The 18,820-nt window shown below is 61.4% G+C and carries 18 protein-coding genes; 16 read left to right on the top strand and 2 right to left on the bottom strand.

Annotation, left to right across the window (positions count from 1 at the left end; all coding sequences use genetic code 11):
* The first annotated feature begins 266 nt into the window (after positions 1-266).
* The 16 genes from CD175_RS06760 to CD175_RS06675 all read left to right on the top strand — a co-directional run bounded on the left by CD175_RS06760 (position 267) and on the right by CD175_RS06675 (position 16,201).
* On the top strand, positions 267-1,613 hold the full coding sequence (locus tag CD175_RS06760; protein ID WP_104448239.1) for an outer membrane beta-barrel protein: 1,347 nt from the start codon (positions 267-269) through the stop codon (positions 1,611-1,613).
* 87 nt (positions 1,614-1,700) lie between these two features.
* Positions 1,701-3,011, top strand: coding sequence for an ABC transporter substrate-binding protein (locus CD175_RS06755; protein WP_104448238.1), 1,311 nt, complete (start codon positions 1,701-1,703; stop codon positions 3,009-3,011).
* Between the two features lie 25 nt (positions 3,012-3,036).
* Entirely contained in the window at positions 3,037-3,762 is a 726-nt protein-coding gene (locus CD175_RS06750; protein ID WP_104448237.1) for an ABC transporter ATP-binding protein, read from the top strand.
* Between the two features lie 3 nt (positions 3,763-3,765).
* Positions 3,766-4,458, top strand: a complete 693-nt coding sequence (locus tag CD175_RS06745) for an ABC transporter ATP-binding protein (protein WP_015095245.1) — start codon at positions 3,766-3,768, stop codon at positions 4,456-4,458.
* A gap of 2 nt (positions 4,459-4,460) precedes the next feature.
* Entirely contained in the window at positions 4,461-5,324 is an 864-nt protein-coding gene (locus tag CD175_RS06740; RefSeq protein ID WP_104448236.1) for a branched-chain amino acid ABC transporter permease, read from the top strand.
* Complete coding sequence (locus CD175_RS06735) at positions 5,324-6,352, top strand: branched-chain amino acid ABC transporter permease (RefSeq protein WP_104448235.1); 1,029 nt, start codon at positions 5,324-5,326, stop codon at positions 6,350-6,352. Before CD175_RS06740 ends, CD175_RS06735 begins: the two co-directional genes overlap by 1 nt.
* Positions 6,353-6,536: 184 nt before the next feature.
* A complete protein-coding gene (locus CD175_RS06730; protein WP_104448234.1) occupies positions 6,537-7,466 on the top strand; it encodes a LysR family transcriptional regulator in 930 nt (309 codons plus the stop codon).
* A gap of 213 nt (positions 7,467-7,679) precedes the next feature.
* Entirely contained in the window at positions 7,680-8,174 is a 495-nt protein-coding gene (locus CD175_RS06725) for a cupin domain-containing protein (protein ID WP_104448233.1), read from the top strand.
* 47 nt (positions 8,175-8,221) lie between these two features.
* Positions 8,222-9,241, top strand: a complete 1,020-nt coding sequence (locus CD175_RS06720) for a hydroxyquinol 1,2-dioxygenase (RefSeq protein ID WP_104448232.1) — start codon at positions 8,222-8,224, stop codon at positions 9,239-9,241.
* A 93-nt stretch (positions 9,242-9,334) separates the two neighbouring features.
* Entirely contained in the window at positions 9,335-10,798 is a 1,464-nt protein-coding gene (locus CD175_RS06715; protein WP_104448231.1) for an aldehyde dehydrogenase family protein, read from the top strand.
* 8 nt (positions 10,799-10,806) lie between these two features.
* Complete coding sequence (locus tag CD175_RS06710) at positions 10,807-11,874, top strand: maleylacetate reductase (protein WP_104448230.1); 1,068 nt, start codon at positions 10,807-10,809, stop codon at positions 11,872-11,874.
* Positions 11,875-11,911: 37 nt separating this feature from the next.
* A complete protein-coding gene (locus CD175_RS06705; RefSeq protein ID WP_104448229.1) occupies positions 11,912-12,784 on the top strand; it encodes a dioxygenase family protein in 873 nt (290 codons plus the stop codon).
* Positions 12,785-12,787: 3 nt separating this feature from the next.
* Positions 12,788-13,105 carry a YciI family protein gene (locus CD175_RS06700; protein ID WP_007997964.1) on the top strand — a complete coding sequence of 106 codons (318 nt, stop codon included), beginning with the start codon at positions 12,788-12,790 and terminating at the stop codon, positions 13,103-13,105.
* Entirely contained in the window at positions 13,102-13,455 is a 354-nt protein-coding gene (locus CD175_RS06695; RefSeq protein ID WP_104448228.1) for a Rieske (2Fe-2S) protein, read from the top strand. Before CD175_RS06700 ends, CD175_RS06695 begins: the two co-directional genes overlap by 4 nt.
* A gap of 67 nt (positions 13,456-13,522) precedes the next feature.
* A complete protein-coding gene (locus tag CD175_RS06690; protein ID WP_104448227.1) occupies positions 13,523-13,978 on the top strand; it encodes a YMGG-like glycine zipper-containing protein in 456 nt (151 codons plus the stop codon).
* A gap of 612 nt (positions 13,979-14,590) precedes the next feature.
* A complete protein-coding gene (locus CD175_RS06675) occupies positions 14,591-16,201 on the top strand; it encodes a mechanosensitive ion channel family protein (protein WP_104448225.1) in 1,611 nt (536 codons plus the stop codon).
* 30 nt (positions 16,202-16,231) lie between these two features.
* Here the strand turns inward: CD175_RS06675 and CD175_RS06670 are convergent, their stop codons facing one another.
* Both CD175_RS06670 and galE read right to left on the bottom strand, forming a co-directional pair.
* Positions 16,232-17,707, bottom strand: a complete 1,476-nt coding sequence (locus CD175_RS06670; RefSeq protein WP_104448224.1) for a family 16 glycosylhydrolase — start codon at positions 17,705-17,707, stop codon at positions 16,232-16,234.
* 39 nt (positions 17,708-17,746) lie between these two features.
* On the bottom strand, positions 17,747-18,799 hold the full coding sequence (gene galE / locus CD175_RS06665; RefSeq protein WP_104448223.1) for a UDP-glucose 4-epimerase GalE: 1,053 nt from the start codon (positions 18,797-18,799) through the stop codon (positions 17,747-17,749).
* Between the last annotated feature and the right edge of the window lie 21 nt (positions 18,800-18,820).

Here is an 18,820-nt window from a genome sequence, read left to right as displayed (position 1 = left end):
CGCCTTCGCGAGCAGGCTCGCTCCCACAGTTTGATCTTCAATGCATTCGAATCCCCGCGCCATTGTTCTGAATACGCAAACACTGAAGTCGCCGAGAATGGAATTGTTGGTGCAGTGGCGGGCTTGTAGCCTCCATTACGCCGAACACCACGATCCGCCAACGACCGGGTGGAGCTCAAGCCAGGGCTCATCAAGACGTCATACCTTGCTTTCGGCCTCATGCCCCTTCGGGGGATTGGCGCCTAATAAAAATAAGGAAGGCAGGTATGAGTATTCGTGCATGGGTTTGCGCAGCAACCCTGTTCGCGCCCGTTCTGGGTGCCGACGTTTTGTTTCCCTCAACGGCTCTGGCAGCAGACGATCCCATGGGTTCGCTGGTGCGCAATGTCTTCGGCGACAGCCTTGAGCGCGAACACGGGATCAAGATCTACGGCTGGGCTCAGGCCGGTGTGATCTATAACAACAACGGCACGGATGACGTCAGCAAGCAAAGCTTCTTCAATACCGACGAAGGTGTGAACCTCAACCAGTTCGCCCTGGCCGTGGAGAAGAAACCCAAGAGCAATGTGATCGGCCGCGTCGGACCGTTTCCCGGGGCGATGCCGCAAGAAGCCGATTGGGGGTTCAACGTCACGGCGCTCTACGGCAAGGATGCGCGCTTCTTCAAGACCTACGGCTGGGACGAAGACCTGAGCGTCAACCGCGACAACAAGCCTGAAGATCCGGCGTTCACCGTCGCCCAGGCTTACGTCAACTTCTACTTCCCCGTGCTGGGGGGCTCTGAGTTGATGGTCGGGATTTTCCATACGCCGCTGGAAAACGAAATCGGTTTCGCCTTGCCATCTCCGGCCCCGACTGACTTCTACTCCCACACCTATTCATTCATGCACGGCCCGGCCAAACATGCCGGGGCACTGTACTCGTTCAAACTGCCTTCGGAGCCGGGCGAAAGCATGCTCGGTTTCGAACTGGGCGTGGTCCAGGGCTGGAACAACCTGCAGGACCCCAATCATTCGCCGGACGTGATTGCCAACGTGCGCTGGCGCTCGGCGGACTTCGGCACCTGGATCGACTGGGAAAACATCTACGGCAATGGCGCTGGCGACAGTTTTGCCGAATGCAGTTGTGGCTCGCCGCTGCCGGCGGGCACCAAGGATGACGACTACAAACGCCTGGCGTCCTACCTGACCCTGTCGCAAGTACTCGACCCGAACAACCGCGTGGCGCTGGAGTTGAACTACGGCAAGCAGGAGCAGGGCGCCTTCGCCGGGTTCGCCAACAAAAACGACGCGACCTGGTATGGCACGGACGTGAACTGGTACCACAAACTCAGCGAAAACCTGATGTGGAACAGTCGAGCCGAGTGGTTCTACACCGACGCCCCGGTCCACGTAATGATGGCCAACATCGACCCGAACACCGGCATTCCCGATCCGACCTGGGGTAGCTTCTACGGCGTCACCACCAACTTGGCCTGGACGCCGACACCCAACGTGCGCCTGCGCCCGGAACTGCGCTACGACATCCATTCAGGCTCCGGCCGCGATGCCTATGCCGACGGCGAAAAGGATTCGCAAGTGGTCGCGTCGTTCGACGTCAGTTTCTTTTTCTAAACGGATTTCCCTGCTTTATCCCTGACCCTGCGTGATGGCCCGGCCACACGTGGCGACCCCGTTCGTCCAGGCTTTTGGAGTACTTACATGACAGACAACAACGATAAAAACCTGTTAGGCCGCGACTTCTCCCGCCGTGATTTCCTGCGCAGTACCGGTATTGCCGCCGGTGGCGTGGCACTGGCAAGCATGCCGTTCACCTTTGCCATCGGCGGTGAGCGGGTGATCAAGCTCGGCTACGTCAGCCCGCAGACCGGGCCGTTGGCGCCGTTTGCGGCGGCCGACAACTACATCATCGAGTCGCTCAAGCAAGTCTTGAAGAACTCGATCAATGTCGCAGGCAAGGCCTATCGCCTGGAGGTCATCGTCAAGGACAGCCAGTCCAACCCCAACCGCGCGGCGGAAGTGGCGAGCGAGCTCATCCTGTCGGACCAGGTCGACCTGATGCTGGTGTCGTCGACCCCGGAAACCACCAACCCGGTGTCCGACCAGTGCGAAATCAACGAGATTCCCTGCATCTCCACCGTTGCCCCTTGGCAGCCGTGGTTTTTCACCCGGGGCGGCAAGCCGGATCAAGGCTTCGAGTGGACCTACCATTTCTTCTGGGGCCTGGAAGATGTGATCGGCACTTACAGCGCCATGTGGGGAGCGATGCCGTCCAATAAAGTTGTCGGCGGTCTGTTCCCCAACGATGGCGACGGCAATGCCTGGGGCGACCAGAAGCTCGGGTTCCCACCAGTACTGGCGCAAAAGGGCTTTCAACTGGTCGACCCTGGCCGCTTTCAAAGCCTGACCGACGATTTTTCCGCGCAGATCGCCGCGTTCAAAAAGGCTGATGTCGAGATCGTTACCGGCGTGGTCATCCCGCCGGACCTGAGCACGTTCTGGACCCAGGCCCGGCAGCAGGGCTTCAATCCGAAAGCCGTGTCGGTGGGCAAGGCCTTGCTGTTTCCGACGGCAGTCGAGGCATTGGGCAAGGCCGGCAACAACCTGTCGACCGAAATCTGGTGGAGCCCGACGCACCCGTTCAGCTCGTCATTGACCGGCGCCAGTGCCGGCCAATTGGCCCAGGGCTTCACCCAGGCCACCGGCAAGCAGTGGACGCAACCGTTGGGGTTCGTGCATGCCCTGTTCGAGCTGGCAGTGGACATCCTCAAGCGCACCGAAGAAATCGGCAACGCCCAAGCGGTCCGCGATGCCTTGCTCAAGACCCACCTCAACACCGTGGTCGGCCCGATCAACTGGAATGGCGGACCGGTGAAGAACGTCGCCAAGACGCCTCTGGTCAGCGGCCAGTGGCGACTGGGCAAGGACAATAAATACGACCTGATCGTGACCAGCAATGCCACCGCCCCGGCGATTCCGCTGGGCGGAGAGATGCAGGCCATTACGTATTGATCGCGCAACAGGACACGGGTGCACCATGCAACAACCACTTCTGCAAATGACCGATGTGCACAAAAGCTACGGCTCGGTGAAGGTCACGGACGCCATCGACCTGACCCTGCAACCGGGTGAAGCCCTGGGCATCATCGGCCCCAACGGCGCGGGTAAAAGCACGTTGTTCAACCTGATCGCCGGTGGCGTAGCGGCGGACAAAGGCACGATTCATTTCGAAGGCCGCAACGTCACCCGCGAACCGGTGTTCAAGCGCTGCCAGCAGGGCATCGGCCGCTCCCATCAGATTCCGCATCCGTTCGTGAAAATGACCGTGTTCGAGAACCTGCTGGTAGGCGCAACCTTCGGTGCACGGCTGCGTGACAACGAAGCCAGCCAATGGTGTGCGCAGACGCTGGAACTCACTGGCCTGATGCGCAAGGCCAATGTGCTGGCCGGCTCACTGACCTTGCTCGACCGCAAGCGCCTGGAAATGGCCCGGGCCTTGTCGACACGGCCGCGCCTGTTGTTGCTCGACGAAATTGCCGGAGGCCTGACCGAACCGGAATGCCTGGCACTGGTGGAAACCATTCAGGGCATCCACAAGTCGGGTGTCGCCATCATCTGGATCGAGCACATCGTGCACGCCTTGCTGGCGGTGGTCAGTCGCCTGACGGTGATCAACTTCGGCGCCAAATTGGCCGAAGGCGAACCGCGCAGCGTGATGGCCGACCCTCGAGTCCAGGACATCTACATGGGCATCGGGAGCTGACGCATGCTGACCATCGAAAAACTCTGCGCCGGCTATGGCGACTTTCAAGCGCTGTTCGACATCAGCCTGACCCTTGAGGCCGGTGAAACCGTGGCGATCATCGGCTCCAACGGCGCGGGCAAATCGACGTTCCTGCGCTCCTTGGCCGGGTTGATCAAGAACCAGCCGAGCGCCATTACTTTCAAGGGGCAGACCATTGGCGACATGGCAGCCAATCAGGTGCTGGAGCGCGGCATCGCGCTGGTGCCGGAGGGCCGAAAGCTGTTTCCGTCCCTGAGCGTGGAAGAAAACCTGCTGATCGGCGCCTACAGCAAACGCCCGGGACCGTGGACGCTCAAGCGCATCTATCAGCTGTTCCCGGTGCTGGAAAAACTGCGCAAGCGTCCGGGTACCGCACTGTCTGGCGGCCAGCAGCAAATGGTCGCGATTGGCCGGGGCCTGATGGCCAACCCGCACTTGCTGTTGTGCGACGAAATCAGCCTGGGCCTGGCGCCGACGACGATCAAGGACATCTACGCCGCATTGCCCTCGATCAAGGCCGACGGCACCACGGTGATTCTCGTCGAGCAGGACATCAATCAGGCACTGAGTGTGTGCGACCGCTTCTATTGCTTCCAGGAGGGGCGGGTGTCCCTGACCGGCCGGCCAGGGGATGCGGACAAAGCACAAATCAAAGCCGCGTATTTCGGGATCTAGTGATGGAATGGCTCAATACTTTGCTTCAAGGCATGTTGCTCGGCGGCTTGTACGCGATGTTCGCGGTGGGGCTGTCGCTGATGTTCGGCATCATGCGACTGGTCAACATCGCCCATGGCGACTTCATCGTGCTGGCGTCGTACCTGGCACTGCTGGTGGTCAATCACCTGGGGTTCAGCCCGTTGGCGAGCTTGCTGATCGTGGTGCCGCTGATGTTCTGTTTCGGCTATCTGCTGCAACGGCTGTTGCTCAACCGCACGTTGGGCACGGACATCCTGCCGCCGTTGCTGGTGACGTTCGGCCTGTCGATCATCGTGCAGAACGTGCTGCTGGAATTCTTCAGCGCCGACAGCCAGAAACTGGCTCAAGGCGACCTGGAGGTGGCCAGTGTCGGCATGGGCAGCCTGAGCGTCGGCGTGATGCCGCTGATCGTGTTCTGCAGTGCGCTGCTGATCATTGGCGGCCTGCAGTTGCTGTTCTACAAAACATCGTTGGGCCGGGCGTTTCGCGCCACCTCTGATGACCAGCACACCGCACGGCTGATGGGCATCAACAACGCGCACATTTTCGGCCTGGCCATGGCGCTGGCGATGGCCGTGGTATCGATTGCCGGCGTGTTCCTGGCGATCCGCACCAGTTTTGATCCTACGGTCGGGCCGGCGCGGCTGTTGTACGGCTTCGAAGCAGTGATCATCGGTGGCCTGGGCAGCCTGTGGGGCACGCTGGCCGGAGGAGTGATTCTCGGCGTTGCGCAAACCCTGGGGGCAAAAATCGATCCCGGCTGGCAAATCCTCGCTGGTCACCTTGTGTTTCTGCTGATCCTGGTCGTGCGCCCGCGTGGCCTGTTTCCCCGGAGTGTCGACTGATGAATGCCTTGAACAACCCCGCGCTCGCTTATCGCGTACAACGCACGACCACCAGCAGCACCATCGGCCTGTCGTTACTGGGCCTGTGCGTATTGGTCTTGCTCAGTGCACCCTTGTGGGCCGACCGGGCGAGCCTGCGCCTGGTGGTGGAGTTCGCCTACTACCTGGCGTTGGCGCAAATGTGGAACCTGCTGGCGGGCTACGCCGGCATGGTTTCGGTAGGGCAGCAGGCCTTCGTCGGCCTGGGCGGCTATCTGCTGTTCATGCTGGCGAGCCAATTCGGTGTGCCGCCCTTGGTCGCGGTGCTGCTTTCAGGCATGTTGGTGGCGTTGCTGGCGATTCCCACGGCGCTGATCGTCTTTCGCCTGCGCGGCGCTTACTTCGCCATTGGTACCTGGGTGGTGGCGGAGGTCTTCCGTCTGGGCCTGGCGCAGATGAGCAGCCTGGGTGGCGGGTCGGGGCAAAGCCTGCCGGCAGCGATTGTGCGGCAAATCGGCAATGACCGGGACGGACGTGAAACGCTGATCTACTTCACCGCGATGGCCATCGCCATTGCCGCCGTGGCAGTCGTGTATTTTTTGCTGCGCTCGCGTCAGGGGCTGGCCCTGGCGTCGATTCGTGATTCCGAGCCGGCATCCGGCAGCCTCGGTGTAGATACGTTTCGCACCAAACTGATGGTCTATGTACTGGCCGCGGGTTGTACGGGCGTGGTTGGAGCGTTGATCTTCCTGCAAAAGCTGAGGATTTCCCCGGACGCGGCGTTCAACCTGCAGGACTGGACGGCGGTGGTGATCTTTATCGTGATCATTGGCGGCATCGGCACCCTGGAAGGGCCGTTGATCGGCACGCTGATTTACTTCGTATTGCGCGGTTGTCTGGCGCAGTATGGCGCGCTGTACATGATCATCCTTGGCGTGGTCGCGGTGGTGATGATGCTCAAGGCGCCGCAAGGGGTGTGGGGGTTGATCAGCGAGCGGCTGGGCTGGCAGGTATTCCCGATGCAGCGACGATTGTCCGCCCGGCCATGACCTGTAGGAGCGAGCCCGCTCGCGATGGACGTTAACGATAACGCTGAGTACCTGACACCCCGCGGAGTTCTCAAGTCCATCGCGAGCAGGCTCGCTCCTACAGGCAGGTTTTCGCCCTGGAAGTGGAGCGACAGGCTAACCTCGCTGTTCATACAAGAACAAAAAACATCCAGAGTACCTGCCCATGGATCGTTTACTCAGTGTCGAAGCCTTTGTGCGGGTGGCCGAAACCGGCAACTTCGCCAAGGCGGCCCAGCAACTGGGGGTGACCCGTTCGGTGATCACCCACCGCATCCAGCAACTGGAACAATTCATCAACGCGCCGCTGTTCCACCGCAGCACGCGCCATGTGCGGCTTTCCGAAGTGGGCGAGACCTACTACAAGGAATGCGCCGACATGGTCGCCGGTTTCAACTCGCTGACCGAACACATGCGCGAACTGCGGGCCAAGCCCACCGGCAAGCTCCGGGTGCAGATGCTGCCGGGGTTTGCCATTGGTCACTTCGGCCGCATGCTGGCCGAGTTCACGCGCCTGTACCCGGACATCGAAGTCGACGTGATCGTCAACGACCGGGTGGTGGACCCCATCGAAGAAGGCTTCGACGTGGCGTTCCAGATGTTCCCGCCCATGGCCGAAACCCTGATCGAGCGCAAGCTGTTCAGCGTGCGCCGATTGTTCTGCATGTCCCCGGATTACGCCGGCGAGTTCGGTGTACCGACCCATCCCCAGGAGTTGCTGCAACACAAGATCGCCCTGTACGAAGGCTATCCGTCGCGCAATCGCTGGATCTTCACCCGCGACGACGAGCAAGTGGAGCTGAGCCTGCCGGGCCAGGTGCGCTCCAACTCCGTGCATTTGCTGCGCGATTACGCGCAGACCGGGGTGTGCATTGTCTGCCTGCCGACCCTGGTGGCCAGTGATGACTTGCTCAGCGGTCGGCTGATTCCGGTGCTGCCGGAGTATGCGCTGTCCTCGTTCAACTTCTCGGCGGTGTATCCCGCCACCCAGCGCCGGGCCTTGAAAGTCCGTACGTTGATCGACTTTCTGGTGGACAACTTCGGCGATGAGCCATGCTGGGACAAGCCCCTGCTGGAGCGTGGCTGGGTGCGCTGATGACCACGTACTCCCTGTAGGAGCTGTCTCGTGCAACGAGGCTGCGATCTTTTGATTTTTTAAAGCAAGATCAAAAGATCGCAGCCTGCGGCAGCTCCTACAACAGTGTTCGCGTTTCGCAAACACTGTTGTCGCCGGTCCTCTAATTGTTCGCCGAGGTGGTGCGACGTACTGTTGGCTCACTGTTACTACAACAACAAAACGGTGAAAACCATGAGTAGCGCTGCAATCGAAACGGTCTTCGGCTCGCTGGACAACTACACCAAAGGGTCGGTTGAAATCATCAGCGGCCAGGCCAGCCACTACGCCTTTTCCAACATTTTCGAAGTGGCGGATAAGTCCCTCTCTTATGAAAAAGTCGTGGTGGGTTTCAACCTCGGCTACGTCGTTGAGTCCATCCGTGCCGAAGGCCAGTCGCCCTGGTACACCGCAGCACACGATGAATTCGCCATCGTCATGGACGGTGAGGTTCGCGTGGACTTCCTCAAGCTCGATGCGCCGTTGAAAGCCGGCGAGGGCACGCACCTGGCCGGTGACGTACCGGCCGGCAAACCGATGGGTTATGTGTTGCTCAAGCGCGGCCATCAGTGCCTGTTGCCGGTCGGCACCGCTTATCGCTTCGAAGCCAGCCGCCCGGGTGTGATCCTGCAGCAGACCATCAAAGGCCCGTTGTCGGTCGAGAAGTGGGCCGACATCTGCTTCAAGTGATCTGCCACATCCGACCGCCCCCCCACAACAACAAGAGGAATTCCGCCATGGCCATGCTTGAAACCGCTGCCGACACCGCCCACCTTGCCGACGATGAAGTCCAGGCCAGCGCGCCCCATGCCGTCACCGGCTACCGCTCATTCAAGCTCGGCGCCTTCGAACTGTCGCGCGACGAGTATTTCGCCCGCATCACCTGGCCGGCCAAGGGCCAGACCCGCTCGCACCTGATTCCGGTCGATGCCTTCCTGCGCGCCATGATGCGCGACGTGGCCTGGGGCTTTTTCTATGGCTGGGTCAACTTTGACCAGGTCATCGGCACCCGCAACTACTACGGCAAGGTCGACCTGTACGCCGGCACCTTCAACGGCACGCTCAAGGCGGCCGGGGTCAATTACACCGAAAACTTCGAAACGCCGCTGATCATGGCCACCTTCAAGGCCATCCTGCGGGACTGGACCAACGCCACCTTCGACCCCTTTGCCGCCCCGGAAGAAACCGGCAGCGCATTCGGGCGCAAGAACGGCAACAACATCGAAGCCATCGAGCGCTCGCGCATCGCCACCAAACGCATGCCGGGCCTGAAGGATGACTCGCCGCTGCGTGACGACCTGCCGGTCAACCGCCAGTTCATCGATGTGCCGCAGGACGAACCGGAGGTCCATGCCGCCGAAGGCTTCGAAGGCGAACTGCATGCCTTCAACCTGTTCAAGTACCTGTCGCGCTCCGACGTGACCTGGAACCCGTCGGTGACTTCGGTGTGCAAGGCCAGCCTGTTCTGCCCGACCACAGAGGAGTTCATCCTGCCGGTGTTCCACGGCAACGACCGCATCGAGTGGTTCCTGCAGATGTCCGACGAAATCATCTGGGACGTCGGCGACAAGGACGACGGCAATCCCCGTGCGCGCATCACCATGCGTGCCGGCGACATCTGCGCCATGCCCGCGGACATCCGTCATCAGGGCTACTCGACCAAACGCTCGATGCTGATGGTCTGGGAAAACGCCACGCCAAACCTGCCGCAACGCTACGAAAGCGGTGAGCTCAAGCCGTATCCGATCGAGTTCTAGGACCTCGTGTCCGGCCCGGCCCAGCGCCGGGCAAAGCGTTCAGCAATCACTTCGTCAAACACTGCGCCAGCCGCGCGGTGCGAGGAAACCATTATGCAAAATCAGCTCTATATCGATGGCCGCTTCGTGGATGCCGTCGGCGGCGGCACCATCGACGTCGTGTCGCCCCATGACGGTTCGTTGATCACCCGCATCGCAGCTGCCGAAGCCGCTGACATCGACCTCGCCGTGGCCGCCGCCAAGCGCGCCTTCCCGGCCTGGTCGGCGCTGGGCGCTGCCGAACGCGGACGCCTGTTGCTCAAACTGGCGGACCGGATCGAAGCGTGCGGTGAAGAACTGGCGCAGCTCGAATCCCTCAATACCGGGCATCCGATCCGCGATTCCCGTGGCCTCGACGTGCCGCGCACGGCAGCGTGCTTCCGTTATTTCGGCGGCATGGCGGACAAGATCGAAGGTTCGGTGATTCCGGTCGAGGCGGGCTTCCTCAACTACGTGCAACGCAAGCCGATTGGCGTGGTGGGGCAGATCGTGCCGTGGAACTTCCCACTGATGTTCACCAGCTGGAAAATGGGCCCGGCACTGGCGGCGGGCAACACCATCGTGATCAAGCCTTCGGAAATCACACCGTTGTCGACCTTGCGCATTGTCGAGCTGATGACGGAAGTCGGCTTCCCCAAGGGCGTGGTCAACGTGGTGCCGGGCTACGGCCATACCGCCGGGCAAGCGCTGGCCGAACACCTCGATGTGGGCAAGATTGCCTTTACCGGTTCGACCGCCACCGGGCGGCGGATCGTCGAAGCCTCCCAAAGCAACCTCAAGCGCATCCAGCTGGAACTGGGTGGCAAGGGCGCGAACATCGTGTTCGAGGACGCCAACCTGGACGCGGCGGTCAATGGCGCGGCCTGGGCGATCTTTCACAACCAGGGCCAGGCCTGCATCGCCGGTTCGCGGCTGATTCTGCACAAAGACATCGCTGATCAATTCCTTGAGCGTTTCATTGCGTTGGCCAAGTCCATTCGCCTGGGCGACCCGCTGGATCCGGACACCGAAATGGGCCCATTGACTTCGGCGCTGCACCGCGACCGGGTGATGGCGTACATCGACATTGCCATCGAGCAGGGCGGCAAGGTCCTGGCCGGCGGCAAGGCACCGGATGACAAGGCGTTGGCCAATGGGTTCTACATCGAGCCGACGGTGGTCGAGGCCAGGCCTGGTGACCGCGTTTGCCAGGAGGAAGTCTTCGGTCCGTTCGTGACTGTGGTGCGCTTCAGCACCGACGAAGAGGCCCTGGCCATCGCCAATGGCTCCGAATACGGGCTGGGCAGCGGCCTGTGGACGCAGAATTTGAGCCGCGCGCACAAGATGGCCGAGGCGATTCACGCCGGCATGTGCTGGATCAACTGCTACAAACGGGTCAACCCGGGCAGTCCGTTTGGCGGTGTCGGTCAGTCCGGTTATGGCCGGGAAATGGGCTTCGAAGCGATCCACGACTACACCGAAGCCCGTTCGGTCTGGGTCAATGTCGACGCCAACATCCCGCCGTACTACAAACGCTGAGGCCAGCCATGAATCCCTTTGTCTATCAAAGCCTGCCGACCCGTGTGGTGTTCGGCTGGGGCAAGCTCTCGGCGCTGGCCGAGGAAATCGAACGGCTGGGTGCGCGGCGTGCGTTGATCCTGACCACACCGGAACAGCAGGGGCTCGGCGAACAGGTCGCGGCGTTGCTCGGTGATCGTGCCGCCGGTGTCTATCCAAAGGCCGTGATGCATGTCCCGCTGGAAGTGGCGCAAGCGGCGCGCCTTGAGGCGGCGCGGCTGGATGCGGATTGTTGCGTGGCCATTGGCGGTGGCTCGACCATCGGCCTGGGCAAGGCGATCGCGATGGATTCCGGCCTGCCCATCGTGGCAGTGCCGACCACCTACGCCGGTTCCGAGATGACGCCGATCTACGGGCTGACCGAAAATCGCCTGAAAAAAACCGGACGGGATCCTCGGGTTTTACCCAGGACCGTGATCTACGACCCGCAATTGACCCTGACCCTGCCAGCGCACATTTCGGCCTGTTCGGGCATGAACGCCATGGCCCACGCGGTCGAGGCGCTGTACGCCCAGGATGCCAACCCGATCATCGGCTTCATGGCCGAAGAGTCGATTCGCTCGCTGGCGCAGGCCTTGCCGGGTGTGGTCAAGCATCCCGATGACCCCGAGGCGCGCAGCCAGGCGCTGTACGGCGCATGGCTGGCAGGCATTTGCCTGGGTTCGGTCGGCATGGCCTTGCACCACAAACTCTGTCACACCTTGGGTGGCACGTTCAATCTGCCCCACGCCCAGGCGCACGCTATCGTCTTGCCCCACGCCGCGCATTACAACCGCGAAGCAGCGGCGGGGCCTTTGCAACGGGCTGCGCGCGCGTTGGGTGGGAGTGAGGCGAGCGAGGTCGGTGCCTTGTTGTACGCGCTGAACCAGAAGCTGGGTATTCCACTGGCCCTGGCGGACATCGGCTTCCCGGCCAACGGCCCGGCCGAAGCCGCGCAAATCGCCTGCGCCAGCCCTTACTACAACCCGCGGCCGTTTGAACAAGGCCCGATTGAGGCGCTGCTCAACCGTGCTCTGACAGGTCTGGCTCCCGCCTGATCTGCCAGCCACTCTTATCCTCGTCGGAATAACAACAATGACCGATCAAGACAAAACCATGGAATCACTGATCTCCCAGCAGGCAGTGAACAGCTTCAACGATGCGCCGAATGCGCGTTACAAACAGATCATGCAAAGCCTGGTGCACCACCTGCATGCATTTGTCAGCGAGGTCGAGTTGACCGAGCAGGAGTGGTTCGAAGGCATTGGCTTTCTGACCGACACCGGGCACAAATGCGATGGCCTGGTGCGCCAGGAATTCATTCTGCTGTCGGACACCCTTGGCGTTTCGATGCTGGTCGACGCGATCAACCATCGCCACAGCGCAACGGCCACCGAGACCACGGTGTTCGGGCCGTTCTACATCGATGGCATGCCGGATCGCGAGTTCGGCGAAAACATGGCCTTCACGCCCGGGGAAACCGCACTGGTACGCGGGCGCGTGGTCGACATCCATGGCAATGCCTTGGCCGGCGCGGTGCTGGACGTGTGGCAGACCGCCGAAAACGGCATGTATTCCGGACAGGACACCGAACAGCCGTTCGGCAACTTGCGCGGGCGCTATCGCACCGACGCGGATGGCTGCTTTGCGATTCGCACCATTGTCCCGGTGGCCTATCCGATACCGACCGATGGCCCGGTAGGGCGCATGCTCGATGCCGCCAATCGCCATGCGTGGCGGCCAGCTCACCTGCATTTCATGATTGATGTGCCGGGCTATCGCAAACTGGTCACGCACCTGTTCAACCACGATGATCCGTACCTGCAATCCGATGCAGTGTTTGGGGTGAAACAGTCGTTGCAGGTGATCTACGAAGACTTGACCTGCCACGACGATGTGTCCGCCAGGCTGGGTATGGACGTGCCGTTCAAGCGTGCATGTTATGAATTTGTCATGGAATCTGCGTGAATCATGGGTCAGTTCTTTGCGGTGTTTGCCACTGATCACTCGGACTGCCAGGCGCTGCGCCAGCGTCTGCGGCCCAGTCACCAGGCGCATTTGCGTGCGACCGGGGATCATCGGGTCGTCGTGCGCCTCGGCGGCCCGATCCTTGATGATGCCGGCGCGGCGATGACGGGTACCTTGCTGGTCATCGAGGCGGGCAGCCTGCCGGAGGTGGAAGCGTTCATGCGCGACGATCCCTATGTCCAGGCGGGACTGTTCGCCAGCCTGCAGATTCGTCCTTGGCACTGGAGCCTGGGCAATCCCGAACTGCGCGGTTTTCCATGACCAGCATTCCCTTGTGCCGACTGGACGACATCGCCGACGGCGGGGCGTTGGGATTGCCACAGCACCAGCAACTGCATCCCGCCGGGCTGGTGGCGGTGCGTCAGGGCGAGCAGGTGTGGGTGTACATCAATCGCTGCCCGCATTTCTCGGTGCCGCTGGACTTCAATCCGCAGCAGTTCTGCACCTGGCGCGGCAAGGTCCTGATGTGCGCCCATCACAGTGCGATGTTTCGTTACGACGACGGGCACTGCATCGACGGCCCGTGTAAAGGCGCGCAACTGGAGGCCGTGCCGGTACGTTGGGTCGAAGACCAATTGGTCATGGAGATCGAGCTCACCGCCGGTCAGTAACCGGGTGGCTGATGGGGGCTGATCTAAACTCCTGTTGGGGGTGAACCAGGTTCATCCGGAGGTCATCATGAAAAAATTCTCACCCATCAGTCTGTGTCTCGCCTTGTCGGTTTTGAGCGCCCCGGGATGGGCGCAAACGGTAGTGCCGATGAAAGGGCAAAGCTCGCAACAAACCCAGGCCGACATCAACGAATGCAACAGCATCGCCGCCAGCCAAAGCGCATCGACGGCTTCCACGCCTTCCGGCGGGCGGGTCAAGGGTGCTGCTGCCGGGGCTGCCGCTGGCGCGGTTGGGGCCCAGGTGCGCGGCAATCAACATGACGAGGTTTATGATCGTGTCGACGATGACAGGAAACAGGACTATCGCCAGAACCGCGCCAAGGAGACAGCGGCAGCCGGCGCCGTAGTCGGTGCGTCACGTCAGCGCCAGGAACGCCGGGAGCAATCGAAAACCACGCAGGCGAACACCACGTCGGCTTACACCAGTTGTTTGCAGGGCAAGGGTTACCAGGTCAACCCTTGAATCAGGTATTGAACACACCGTAACTGTAGGAGCGAGCTCGCTCGCGATGGTCGTCAACGATAACGCGGGTTGGCAGGTGCCCCGTGGTGTTCTCCGGTTTTTCGCGAGCAGGCTCGCTCCTACAGGGGGGCATTGGCTGCCGGTGAAAACACAAACCCTGTAGGAGCGAGCCCGCTCGCGATGGTCGTCAACGATAACGCGGGTTGGTAGGTGCCCCGTGGTGTTCTCCGGTTTATCGCGAGCAGGCTCGCTCCTACAGGGGGGCATTGGCTGCCGGCGAAAACACAAACTCTGTAGGAGCGAGCCCGCTCGCGATGGTCGTCAACGATAACGCGGGTTGGCAGGTGCCCCGTGGTGTTCTCTGGTTTATCGCGAGCAGGCTCGCTCCTACAGATGGCATTGGCTGCCGGCGAAAACACAAACCCTGTAGGAGCGAGCCCGCTCGCGATGGTCGTCAACGATAACGCTGGCTGGCAGGTGCCCCGCAGTGCTCTCCGGTTTATCGCGAGCAAGCTCGCGCCTACAGAAGCACCCATCTGACAACCGTTCATCGGTGAGCTACGCTGCGGTACGTGCACTCGACCAGAAATTTGTGAAGTAGGGATCTGACAGATGCGGAGCAGGCTGCTCGTTGTATTGTTCACTGTTTTCGGGTTGTTCTGGTCGTTGCAGCTGTGGGCCGAGGATTCACCCAAGGTGGTTGATGCCCCTGCTGAACTGAAAGTGGCCAACCGCAGTGTCGTGGTGTTTCGCGCGACCCTCCTTGGTGAAGCCCCAGCCTCGCGGGTCAAACGGGCGAAAGCGGTGATCGGTGAGGCGCTGGACGAGGCCGACGACCTGAAGGTTACCCTCGATCCGATCATGAAAAGCTACATGGTGCTGCTCGGTTCTCGCCGCGCTTTCATCGTTACGCCCAAGGATTTCGACGCCACCGAATTCGACTCGGTGCAGCAAGCCGCCGAAGCCGCAGCTGAAAAACTGCGTCAGGTGGTGGCCGAAACCCAGGAAGCTCGCAGCCTGCACTTGATACTCCGGTCGGTGGGCGCCGCGCTGCTCGCCACCGGTATCTATCTGGGCCTGCTCCTGGCCATGGCTTTTCTACGGCGCAAACTGCTGAAAAAACTGCCCGACCTGATGCATCGGCACACCCAGGCCCTCAAGGTCGGGCGGGTTCCGCTGATCGACGCCAACTTTCTCTATCCATTGGTCAGCCGCGTGCTGGAAGTGCTGCGCTGGGTCATCGTGCTGCTGCTCAGCTACGAATGGCTGGGGTTTGTCCTGTCGCGTTTTCCCTATACCCGGCCCTGGGGCGAGAGCCTTAACAACTATCTGCTGGAAGTCGCCGGTTATTTGCTGCAAGGGATTCTCGGGGCCATCCCCGGACTCGGCGTAGCGCTGGCGATTTTCTTCATTGCACGAGGCGCCACAGCCTTCTCCCGCCGGATACTGCGGCGCATGGCCACGCCCGGCACCTTCAACTGGCTGAACCACGAAACCCTGAAACCCACCCAGCGCCTGACGTCACTGGCGATCTGGCTGTTTGCCCTGGCCATGGCATATCCCTACTTGCCGGGTGCAGGTACCGATGCATTCAAAGGCTTGTCGGTGCTGGTCGGCCTGATGATCTCGCTGGGTGCTTCCAGCGTCGTCGGGCAGGCGGCGGCCGGATTGATCCTGACGTACACCCGGACCCTGCGTCCCGGTGAATTCGTGCGCATTGGCGAGCACGAAGGCACGGTCACTGAACTGGGCATGTTTACCACCAGCATTCGTACAGGCCTGGGCGAAGTGCTGACCCTGCCCAACTCAATGATCACCGGCACGGTCACCAAGAACTACTCACGGGTCGTACAAGGCCCCGGTTATGTGGTCGACACCGTGGTCACCATTGGCTATGACACCCCCTGGCGGCAGGTCGAAGGGATGTTGCTGGAAGCCGCCAAACGCACGCCCGGCGTCCTCGAAACCCCACCGCCGCAGGTGTTCCAGACGGCGTTGTCGGATTTCTACCCCGAGTACCGGCTGGTGGCCCAGGCCATTCCCAGCCAGCCACGGCCGCGAGCGGTGCTGCTGAGCATGCTGCACGCCAACATCCAGGATGTGTTCAACGAGTACGGCGTACAGATCATGTCGCCGCACTACCTGGGTGATCCGCAACAGGAGAAGTGGGTACCCAGGGACAAGTGGTACATGGCGCCGGCGCAAGAGTCGAAGGAGCCTTGATTTACGCCTGACCGCTAGTCCGCCCCCCGGTTATTGGCCCCGCTGCCACACCTTCACGTAGTCCACGCTGAAGGTGGAAGGCAGGTCGGCGTCGTCCACGACGCCGAACCAGTTCCAGAAGGCCTCGCTGTCAAACACGATTTGCATCGGGAAGTGCCAGTGGGTGTTTTTCGACTCCCTGACCAGCACGCCGTCGACGTACCAGCGCAGGGTGTCGGGTTGCCAGTCGAACCCGTAGACATGAAAGGCGCTGGCCAGGCGCCAGGGTGCGGTCCAGGTGCTGCCATTGGCCAAATGCTCGGCGCTTTGTGGCGTGGCCCATACATGCGCGTTCATGTTGTACAGCCGGTCGAAAGCACCGCTTGCGGTTTTGCCGCCGATTTCGAAAATGTCGATTTCAGTGGCGTTTTCGGGCAGCCCCGTCCACGCCAGCCAGAACGCGCTGGAGCCGGCCGAATTCATCGGTTTGGCCCGGACCTCGTAGTAGCCGTACAAGCGTCGGTCATGGGTGTGCACCATCGCCGAGGTGTAATCCTTGAAGCCCAACTTGATGTATTTCTCCGGCAAGGTCTGCTTGCGGAAAACGATATTGAGGTTGCCGTCTGCGACGCTGGCATTTTCCGGCGTGAACAGGGCCGGTCGACGTCCCAGCGAGTCGGTGCCCGTGCCGTTGTTGACGTACCAGCGCTCACGGTCAAGGGCATCGCCGTTGAAGTCGTCGCACAGTGGCGTGTCGAGCACCCAATGCCCGGCATTGGCCTGATCCGACAGTGGCAGGCTGGCATGGGTCGATGCAGGCACGGCGCCCAGCGGACCCACCCGGGTCCAGACATTCGCCTGCTTGGGAATGGCGACCGACCATTTGTTCGCCAGGTACTCGAACACGGCCTGGCGCTCCTTTTGTGTGATCAGCGGACGGTCATAAACCAGTACTTCAGCAATGTCGCCACGCAAGACTTCGGTGCTGCCGACCACGTTGCGCGCCACGGCGTAGGGGCCGATGGGCACATCATTGAGTTCCAGAAAGGCCAGGGTCGGCTCGAACGCCGTGGTCTTTTCCACGCTGAGCGCGAAGTTGGGCGCCTTGTTGTCGTTATCGGCCAGCTGCGGACGCGAGCTGAACTGGCGCTGCCAGGTATCGCCGCCGGCCTGTTCGGGCAGTCGGCGTGACACCAGAAACACCGTGACCGGCCCCTTCGCCACGCGGATTTGCTTGCCGATGAATGCCGAAACCCCACTGAAACGCACCACGGCGTTGCCATTGATCCCATTGTCGATGCACTGTGGCAGCGACGTGGCGTTCGGGTTGTCGACACTCGCATGGTTGGACTTGCCCGATTTGTCGTGCCAGCGCAGGATCCCGTTTTGCCGGTCCAGGGACATCGCTGACCGATCGGCGCCATCGAGCCACAGGACCAGGCCCTCGGTCGCCGGACGCGAAGGCGCAGCCTGGGCACAACAGGCCATCGCGGCCAGTAGCAAGACCAGCCAAAATTCCCTGAGCATGGGAGCCCCCTGAAAGGCCTTGGAGGAGTGACGCGGCCGTCACCTGGCCAGGGCGGCCGACAACTGAACAGCGTGGCCGTAGCCGAATGGATTGCTCGATTGCCAGCGCCAGCTGTCCTCGATCATCTGCGCCAGGTTGCGCCGGGCACACCAGCCCAGTTCGCGCCGGGCCTTGCTGGCATCGGCCCAACATTGAGCAATATCGCCGGCCCGGCGCGGGGCGATCTGGAACGGAATGCTGACGCCGGTAACGTCTTCGAAACTGCGGATCATCTGCAGCACGCTGTAGCCGATCCCGGTGCCGAGGTTCCAGATGTGCAGGCCACCGTCACTGTGCAACACCTGCAAGGCCTTGAGATGCCCTTCGGCCAGGTCGACCACGTGGATGTAGTCCCGCACGCAGGTGCCGTCGACGGTGGGGTAGTCGTTGCCAAACACCGTCAGCTCGGGGATTCGGCCAATCGCCACTTGGGTCAGGCAGGGCAACAGGTTGTTCGGCCGACCGTTGGGGTCTTCGCCGAGCAGCCCGCTTTCGTGTGCACCAATCGGGTTGAAGTAGCGCAGCAGGGCGATGCTCCAGCGCGGTTCGGAGAGGGCAAGGTCAGTCAGCAACTGTTCGACCATCAGCTTTGAACGCCCATAGGGACTGGCCGGAAAGCCAGTGCCCGAATCCTCGAGGATGGGCGTGTGTGCCGGTTCGCCGTAGACCGTCGCCGAAGAACTGAACACCAGTTTGAACACATTGAAGCGCGCCATGACCGCACACAGGTTGAGGGTGCCCACGACGTTGTTGGCGTAATAATCCAGGGGATGACTCACGCTGTTGGCCACGGACTTGAGGCCGGCAAAATGCACCACAGCGTCAATGTCGTAATGACTGAAGAGGCGCAAGAGCAAGGCCGTATCGCGGATATCGCCTTCAATGAAGTCGACCCGGGCATGGGCCAGGTGCTCCAGGCGCTCTATGGACTCATGGCAACTGTTGCTCAGGTTATCCAGCACCAGCACGTGTTGGCCGGCGTCGATGAGGGTCAGCGCGGTGTGGGAACCGATGTAGCCGGCGCCGCCCGTAATCAGTGTGGTTTTATGCATTTTGGGCGTTCCTGTTTGAAA

The organism is Pseudomonas laurylsulfatiphila, from assembly GCF_002934665.1.
GTDB lineage: Bacteria > Pseudomonadota > Gammaproteobacteria > Pseudomonadales > Pseudomonadaceae > Aquipseudomonas > Aquipseudomonas laurylsulfatiphila.
The sequence above is the reverse complement of the archived record's forward strand: the minus strand, read 5'-3'. Positions and strand labels throughout refer to the sequence as shown.